Source organism: Streptomyces sp. NPDC086766 (assembly GCF_044746005.1).
In the GTDB taxonomy this organism is placed as follows: Bacteria; Actinomycetota; Actinomycetes; order Streptomycetales; family Streptomycetaceae; genus Streptomyces.
This window is the reverse complement of sequence record NZ_JBIVBI010000049.1, coordinates 1-7,957: the sequence shown is the minus strand read 5'-3', so window position 1 is coordinate 7,957 and position 7,957 is coordinate 1. Positions and strand designations below refer to the sequence as shown.

Sequence of the window (7,957 nt, the reverse complement as noted above, 5' to 3'; positions counted from 1 at the left end):
AGCCGGCCGACATTTCATCAACAAGACAGCCTCTGCGTCGGTCAGTCGGCGGGTCAGACCGCCTCGGGTGACACCACCGACATCCTCACAGTCAGTGACGGATGTCAGCTCGACCGCACGCACCCGCCCTGCCCTCCCTGCCCAGTAGGCGTGGTTCCCGGCGTCCAGGTGGAGCGCACTACTGTACGAACCCTGAGCCGTAGCTAGTGCCGCATCAAGCAACGTTGGCCTTCTGTAGGCTCTCGTCGCCGAACGGGGGGTTCGACTTGGGTACTCGTCCGCACAGAGCGTGGCCGGTCGCCGCACTCGTCGTGGGAGTTCTGAGTGCTTGCGATCCGGCGACCATGGATCCCACGGACCCCGCCAACTTCAGCTCCGTGGCCTTCGTCAATGACACCGGCTCCCCAGCTGTCCTGTTCGAGTGCGGCGACAGTCGTGGACGTGACTGCCATGACATGAGCGGTCGACTAGCCCCCGGAGAACGCAGCGACCAGCAGGTGTACTGGGGGGCAGGTCTCGATCCCTGGCAAGTCCGGGACACACGGGGGCAGATCGTCGGCTGGCTGCTCGTGAGCACACGACGCCGTGAATCCGGAGCTGTCTACTACCTCGACGATGCCGAGTCCGAGCCCGGCAAGCCGACGACTCCGCGCGTCTCGCCGCACCCCGAACCGACACGGTAATTCGGTTTCCCTGGGACACACCGGCCCGGCCGCACGCCGCCGACGCATGGCTACCTGAGGTGGTCGACAGGGCGTCTGCCCCCAATCCGGGGCCGGGGATGCCGGCGGGGCGCGCGCGGCGCCCACCGGGGGTGGGACGCCCCCGGTGGCAGGGCCCGTGCGCGCGAGCCGTACGACGTCCGTGCTAGCCGACCGTCGCGTGCCGCGAGCGGGCGCAGAGCTCGGCGAGCGCCTTGGCGGTCACCGGCGACACGGCGCCCTCCTCCGTGACGATCGCGGTCACCAGCTCCGGCGGGGTCACGTCGAACGCCGGGTTGTACGCCTGCGTGCCGAGCGGCGCGACCGGGATGCCGCCACCGGCGCCCATCACCGGGACCTGGGGCGCGATGATCTCGGTGACCTCGTACCCGGGGCGCTGCTCGACCTCGATGGACGCCCCGTCCGGCGTCTCCAGGTCGATCGTCGTCACCGGCGCGACCACGATGAACGGCACGTGGTGGTACCGCGCCAGCACCGCGAGCGGGTAGCTGCCGACCTTGTTGGCCACCGAGCCGTCGGCCGCGACGCGGTCCGCGCCGACCAGCACGGCGTCCACCTCGCCGGCCGCGAACAGCGAACCCGCCGCGCTGTCGGTGAGCAGCGTGTACGCCATGTCGTTGCGCGCCGCCTCGTACGCCGTGAGCCGGGCGCCCTGCAGCAGCGGCCGGGTCTCGTCCACCCAAAGCCGCCGCAGCCGGCCCGCGCGGTGCGCGGCGAGCGCCACCGCGAACGCCGTGCCCTCCCCACCCGACACCAGCGCCCCGGAGTTGCAGTGGGTGAGCAGGCGGTGCCCGCCGCCGGGCACCAGCTCGTCCAGCAGCGTCAGCCCGTGTTCGGCCATCCGCGCGCTGGCCCGCGCGTCCTCCTGGTGCAGCTGGCGCGCCGCGGCCAGCGCCGCCGCGGCGGCCTGCCGCGGATCACCCGTCCTGGCGAGCGCGGCCCGGTACGCGGACTGCGCCCGGCGCACGCCGACGGAGAGGTTCACCGCCGTGGGCCGGGCGGCCGCCAGCGCGGCGGAGGCGTCGTCCACGTCGAAGCCGCGCGCGGCGGCGAGCGCGACGCCGTAGGCCCCCGCGACGCCGAGCAGCGGCGCCCCGCGCACGGCGAGCGACCGGATCGCCTCCACCAGCGCGGGCGCGTCCGTGCACACCAGCTCGACCTCCTCGGTCGGCAGCCTCGTCTGATCGAGGAGGACCACGACCGGGCCCTCGGGCGGCTCCTCCCAGCGGATCGCCGGTGTCCCGGCCGGCCGGTTGTCCTCGCGGGTCTGCGCGTACTGATCAGCCATGCCGTCAGTCTGCCCCGTACCGGGCGGACAATTGAAGGTGTGCGGCCTCCACCGCGGCCGATCCGCCGAAGACCACCCCATGGCACGATGGCTGCCAACCTGCCGCCGCGACCGCGGACGGGCACCGTGAAGGAGCGACGATGAACGACACTCCGGGCTGGGCCTCGCCCGGATCCGCCCCGTCCGACGGGCAGGAACCCGGCACGTCCGGCCCTGCCGACGCCGCCGGCCGCCCCGGCCCCGCACAGCCCGCGGGCCGGCCGGGCGCACAGCCGCAGGGCCCCGGCACGAAGTGGTCGAAGGAGCAGCCGCCCCCCGGCCAGTGGTCCGCCCCCACCGGGAGCCCGGCCCCCGGCGGGACCCCACCGCCTCCGCCCCCCGGCCCCGGCTGGGGCGGCACGCCCCCGGCGGGCGGCGGCCAGGGCGGCCACGGCGGCTACGGCGGCCCGGCACCGGGCGGCTACGGCGGCCCCGGCGGATACGGCGCCTGGGGAGGCGGCTGGGGCGGTCCGCCGCCCGCGGCCAAGCCCGGAGTGATCCCGCTGCGCCCGCTCGGCGTCGGCGAGATCCTCGACGGCGCGGTGTCCACCATGCGCACCTACTGGCGCACGGTCCTGGGCATCTCCCTGGTCGTCGCGGTCGTCACCGAGATCCTCGTCATCCTGCTGCAGCGCTTCGCGCTCGACCAGAGCGCCGGCACCCAGGTCCTCAACGACCCGAACGCCACACCCCACGAACTGCTCGGCGCCATGCGCGACACCATGCTCGGCTCCGGCCTGCTCTTCGTCGTCTCCATGATCGGCACCGTCCTCGCCACCGCGCTGCTCACGATGGTCACCAGCCGCGCGGTGCTCGGCAAGCCGGTCACCGCGGGCGAGGCCTGGCGGGACGCCCGGCCTCAGGTGCCCCGGCTGTTCGGCCTGATCCTCCTGCTGCTGCTCATCGGCGCCGCCGTGATCGGCCTCGGCGCGCTGCCCGGCATCCTCGTGGCCGTCGCCGGCTCGCCCGCCGGCGGTTTCGCGCTCGCCGCCCTGGGCAGCCTCGGCGCCGCGGTCGTCGCGCTGTGGCTGGCCGTCCGCTTCGCCCTCGCCTCTCCGGCGCTCATGCTGGAGAAGCAGGGCATCGTGAAGGCCATGAGCCGCTCCGCCAAGCTGGTCCGCGGCTCCTGGTGGCGGGTCTGCGGCATCCAGTCGCTGGCCGTCCTCATCGCGAGCATCATCTCGGCGATCGTCGTCATCCCCTTCACCCTCATCGCCTCCGCGTTCGGCGGCGACGGCGTCGGCGGCCTCCTCAACGGCACCGCCGAGTTCGGCTGGACGTACCTCCTGATCAGCGGCGTCGGAGCGGTGATCGGATCGACGATCACGCTTCCCATCTCGGCCGGCGTCACCGTGCTCCTCTACATCGACCAGCGCATCCGCCGCGAGGCCCTCGACCTCGAACTGGCCCGCGCCGCCGGTGTCCAGGGCTACGGCGGCGACAGCACCGCCTCGGGGAGCTGATGGCGTGAGCCTGACGGGGGGAGTGCTCACGGCGCTGCCGACGCTGACCGGGGCGGCCGACACGGCCGTACGAGCACTGGGGCGCGCCCGCGGCACAGCCGTCCTGGCACTGGCGCGCGCGGGCGGCGACGAGCCGCCGGTGACCATCCCGCGTGATCCCGCGCGGGAGGCGGCCCGGCGCGAGCTGTCCAAGCGCATGTACCACGAGAACGACCCCGGCGTGCTGCTACGGGCCCTGAACGCCTTCTGGGACTGGGTCGCCAAGCTCTTCGGCTCCGCCTCGGCCGCGACACCCGGGGGCACACTCGGCGTCGTCGTCCTCCTCGTGGCCGTACTGCTGGTGCTGGCCGCCCTGTGGTGGCGGCTCGGCACACCGCGCCGCGAGGCCGCCTCGTCCGCCGTCCTGTTCGACGACCGGCCCCGCAGCGCCGCCGAGCACCGCGCGGCCGCCGAGGCGCACGCCGCCCAGGGCCACTGGAGCCAGGCCGTCCAGGAACGGATGCGCGCCATCGTCCGCTCCCTGGAGGAACGCGCCCTCCTCGACGTCCGCCCGGGTCGCACCGCCGACGAGGCGGCCGCCGAGGCCGGCCGCTCCCTGCCCGCCCACACGGACCGACTCCGCGCGGCCGCCCGGGACTTCGACGACGTCACATACGGCGGCCGCAGGGCGAGCGAGCAGTCGTACCACCGCATCGCCGAACTCGACCGCGACCTGGAGCGCACCAGGCCACAGACCGCGAGCAGCGACCCGAGCGCCGCCCACAACGCCCGCCAGGGAGCCGCCGGATGACCACCGAGGCCACGCTCCCGTCCACCTCGGCCTCGCCCACCACCCGCCAGGTGTGGACCCGCACGCGGGGCATCCTGCTCGCGCTCGTGCTGCTGCTGGCGGCCGCCGTCGCCCTCGCCCTGCTCCACTCGGGCACCCGGCACGGCCGTCTCGACCCGCGCTCCGCCGACCCCTACGGCAGTCACGCCGTCACCGCGCTGCTCGCCGACCACGGCGTGTCCACGCGCACGGTCACCACCCTCGACCAGGCGCGCGCCGCGGCCGGCCCCGACACCACCCTTCTGGTCACCGTCCCCGACCTGCTGACCAAGCATCAGCAGTCCCGGCTCCACACGGCCACCGCCGCCTCCGGCGGGCGCACCGTCCTGGTCGCCCCCGACACCCCGTCCGTCGGCAGACTGGCCCCCGGTGTCATCGCCGGCAGCGCCCCCAGCTTCGTCACCACCCTTTCCCCCGGCTGCTCGCTGCCCGCCGCCCGGCGCGCGGGCAGCGCCGAGACCGGCGGCGGCCTCCGCTACTCGAGCACCGTCCCCGGCGCCGACTCCTGCTACCCGAGCGACGGCCTGCCCACCCTGCTGCTCCTGCCGCGGACCGCCAAGGGCGGCGACACCGTCGTGCTCGGCGCGCCCGACATCCTCTACAACACCCGTCTCGACAAGCAGGGCAACGCCTCACTCGCCCTCCAACTCCTCGGCTCCCGCCCCCATCTGGTCTGGTACCTCCCCTCGCTCGCCGACGAACCGGCGGCCCCCGACACGGGCGCCCGCAGCTTCTTCGACCTGCTCCCCTCCGGCTGGCTGTGGGCCACACTCCAGCTCTTCGTCGCCGCGGCACTGGCCGCCCTGTGGCGGGCACGCCGACTCGGCCCCCTGGTACCTGAAAGACTCCCCGTGGCGATCCGGGCCTCCGAAGCCGTCGAAGGCCGCGCCCGCCTCTACCGCAAGGCGAACGCCCGCGACCGCGCGGCCGACGCTCTGCGCTCCACCACCCGCACCCGCCTCGCCCCCCTCGTCGGCGTGCCCGTGGCCCAGGCGCACGCGCCCGAGGCCCTGCTCCCCGCGCTGTCCGCCCACCTCCACGGCGACGGACAGCCCCTGCACTCCCTCCTCTTCGGCCCGCCGCCCGGCGACGACGCGGCCCTCGTCTCCCTCGCCGACCAACTCGACGCCCTCGAAAGAGAGGTACGCCGTCCATGATGGACCCGACCACTGACAACGCCGGGCACCCCGGGGACGCCGGCCCCGCGCGGTCCTCCCTGGAGGCCCTGCGCGCCGAGATCGCCAAGGCCGTGGTCGGCCAGGATCCCGCCGTGACCGGCCTCGTCGTCGCCCTGCTCTGCCGCGGACACGTCCTCCTCGAAGGCGTCCCCGGAGTCGCCAAGACCCTGCTCGTCCGCACCCTCGCCGCCGCGCTCGAACTCGACACCAAGCGCGTCCAGTTCACCCCCGACCTCATGCCGAGCGACGTGACCGGCTCGCTCGTCTACGACGCGCGCACCGCCGAGTTCTCCTTCCAGCCCGGCCCGGTCTTCACCAACCTCCTCCTCGCCGACGAGATCAACCGCACCCCGCCGAAGACCCAGTCGTCGCTGCTGGAGGCCATGGAGGAGCGCCAGGTCACCGTCGACGGGACCCCGCGCCCACTCCCGGAGCCGTTCCTGGTCATCGCCACCCAGAACCCGGTCGAGTACGAGGGCACCTACCCGCTGCCCGAGGCCCAACTGGACCGCTTCCTCATCAAACTGACGATCCCTCTGCCGTCCCGCCAGGACGAGATCGACGTCGTCGCCCGGCACGCCGGAGGCTTCAACCCGCGCGACCTGCGCGCCGCCGGCGTACGCCCCGTCGCCGGCCCCGCCGACCTGGACGCCGCCCGCGCCGCGATCGCCGAGACCACCGTCTCCCCCGAGATCACCGCCTACGTCGTCGACATCTGCCGGGCCACCCGCGAATCGCCGTCCCTCACCCTCGGCGTCTCCCCGCGCGGCGCCACGGCCCTGCTGTCGACGTCCCGCGCGTGGGCCTGGCTGACCGGCCGCGACTACGTCACCCCCGACGACGTGAAGGCCCTCGCCCTGCCCACCCTCCGCCACCGCGTGCAGTTGCGCCCGGAGGCGGAGATGGAGGGCGTGACCGCCGACTCCGTCATCAACGCGATCCTCGCCCACGTGCCGGTCCCCCGCTGATGGCCCTCACCGGACGCGCCGCGCTCCTCGCGGCCCTCGGCTCCCTCCCGGTCGGCATCTGGGGTCCCACCTGGGCGGGCATCCTCGCGGTCAACACGCCGCTGGCCCTCGCCTGCGCCTGCGACTACGCCCTCGCCGCGCCGGTACGCCGCCTCGGCCTGACCCGCTCCGGCGACACCTCCGTGCGCCTGGGCGAGTCCGCCGACGTCACGCTCACCGTGGGCAACCCGTCCAGCCGCCCCCTGCGCGCCGAGCTGCGCGACGCCTGGCCGCCCAGCAGCTGGCTGTCCGGCACGGAGACCAAGGCGTCCCGGCACCGCCTCACGGTGCCGCCCGGCGAACGCCGCCGCGTCACCACCCACCTGCGCCCCACCCGGCGCGGCGACCGCCAGGCCGACCGCGTCACCATCCGCTCCTACGGCCCTCTCCGCCTGTTCTCCCGCCAGGGCACCCACAAGGTCCCCTGGACCGTCCGCGTACTGCCCCCGTTCACCAGCAGAAAGCACCTGCCGGCCAAGCTCGCCCGGCTCCGTGAGCTCGACGGCCGCACCAGCCTTCTGACCCGCGGCGAGGGCACGGAGTTCGACAGCCTGCGCGAGTACGTCCCCGGCGACGACACCCGGTCGATCGACTGGCGCGCCACGGCCCGCCAGTCCTCGGTCGCCGTCCGCACCTGGCGTCCGGAACGCGACCGCCACATCCTTCTCGTCCTCGACACCGGCCGCACCTCCGCGGGCCGGGTGGGCGACGCACCTCGGCTGGACGCTTCGATGGACGCCGCGCTGCTGCTGGCGGCGCTGGCCTCCCGCGCCGGCGACCGCGTCGACCTGCTCGCCTACGACCGCCGGGTGCGCGCCCTCGTCCAGGGCCGTGCGGCGGGCGACCTCCTGCCGTCGCTGGTGAACGCCATGGCCACGCTGGAGCCGGCGCTCATCGAGACGGACGCCCGGGGGCTCACGGCCACGGCACTGCGCACGGCTCCCCGCCGCTCGCTGATCGTGCTGCTGACCAGCCTGGACGCGGCCCCGGTCGAGGAAGGCCTGCTGCCGGTCCTCCCCCAGCTCACCCAGCGCCATACGGTGCTGGTGGCCTCGGTGGCGGATCCCCATGTGGCCCGGATGGCCACGGGCCGCGGAAAGGCGGAGGCCGTGTACGAGGCCGCCGCCGCGGCCCAGGCCCAGACCGAGCGCCATCGCACCGCCGAGCAGCTCCGCCGCCACGGTGTCACGGTCGTCGACGCGACACCGGACGACCTGGCCCCGGCTCTCGCGGACGCCTACCTCGCACTGAAAGCGGCAGGCCGGCTGTGAGCCCCCATCGGTCGGCCGGCAGCCGGGCTTTCCGGCCGTCGGCCCCGTCTTCGTTATGGGGCCAAAACGCAGAAAACCCCGCACCGTGAGGTGCGGGGTTTTCTTCAAAATTTGTTCGGCGGCGTCCTACTCTCCCACAGGGTCCCCCCTGCAGTACCAT

Annotated in this window: 6 protein-coding genes; 5 read left to right on the top strand and 1 reads right to left on the bottom strand. The window is 74.5% G+C overall.

Translation table 11 applies throughout. From position 1 onward, the window contains the following. Window positions 1-867 precede the first annotated feature (867 nt). Window positions 868-2,010: an S-methyl-5-thioribose-1-phosphate isomerase gene (gene mtnA / locus ACIPM1_RS33605; protein ID WP_402441137.1), complete on the bottom strand. Its 1,143-nt coding sequence runs from the start codon at window positions 2,008-2,010 to the stop codon at window positions 868-870. A 140-nt stretch (window positions 2,011-2,150) separates the two neighbouring features. On the opposite strand from mtnA, the gene ACIPM1_RS33600 reads away from it, so the two are divergent. The 5 genes from ACIPM1_RS33600 to ACIPM1_RS33580 are packed head-to-tail and all read left to right on the top strand — an operon-like array spanning window position 2,151 to window position 7,797. Continuing rightward, complete coding sequence (locus tag ACIPM1_RS33600) at window positions 2,151-3,512, top strand: glycerophosphoryl diester phosphodiesterase membrane domain-containing protein (RefSeq protein WP_402441135.1); 1,362 nt, start codon at window positions 2,151-2,153, stop codon at window positions 3,510-3,512. A gap of 4 nt (window positions 3,513-3,516) precedes the next feature. Continuing rightward, window positions 3,517-4,302, top strand: coding sequence for a DUF4129 domain-containing protein (locus ACIPM1_RS33595; protein WP_402441134.1), 786 nt, complete (start codon window positions 3,517-3,519; stop codon window positions 4,300-4,302). Continuing rightward, window positions 4,299-5,498 carry a DUF4350 domain-containing protein gene (locus ACIPM1_RS33590; protein WP_402441132.1) on the top strand — a complete coding sequence of 400 codons (1,200 nt, stop codon included), beginning with the start codon at window positions 4,299-4,301 and terminating at the stop codon, window positions 5,496-5,498. Before ACIPM1_RS33595 ends, ACIPM1_RS33590 begins: the two co-directional genes overlap by 4 nt. Continuing rightward, window positions 5,498-6,487: an AAA family ATPase gene (locus ACIPM1_RS33585; RefSeq protein WP_402441139.1), complete on the top strand. Its 990-nt coding sequence runs from the start codon at window positions 5,498-5,500 to the stop codon at window positions 6,485-6,487. The genes ACIPM1_RS33590 and ACIPM1_RS33585 overlap by 1 nt, the downstream gene beginning before the upstream one ends. Continuing rightward, complete coding sequence (locus ACIPM1_RS33580; protein ID WP_402441130.1) at window positions 6,487-7,797, top strand: DUF58 domain-containing protein; 1,311 nt, start codon at window positions 6,487-6,489, stop codon at window positions 7,795-7,797. Before ACIPM1_RS33585 ends, ACIPM1_RS33580 begins: the two co-directional genes overlap by 1 nt. Window positions 7,798-7,957 lie beyond the last annotated feature (160 nt).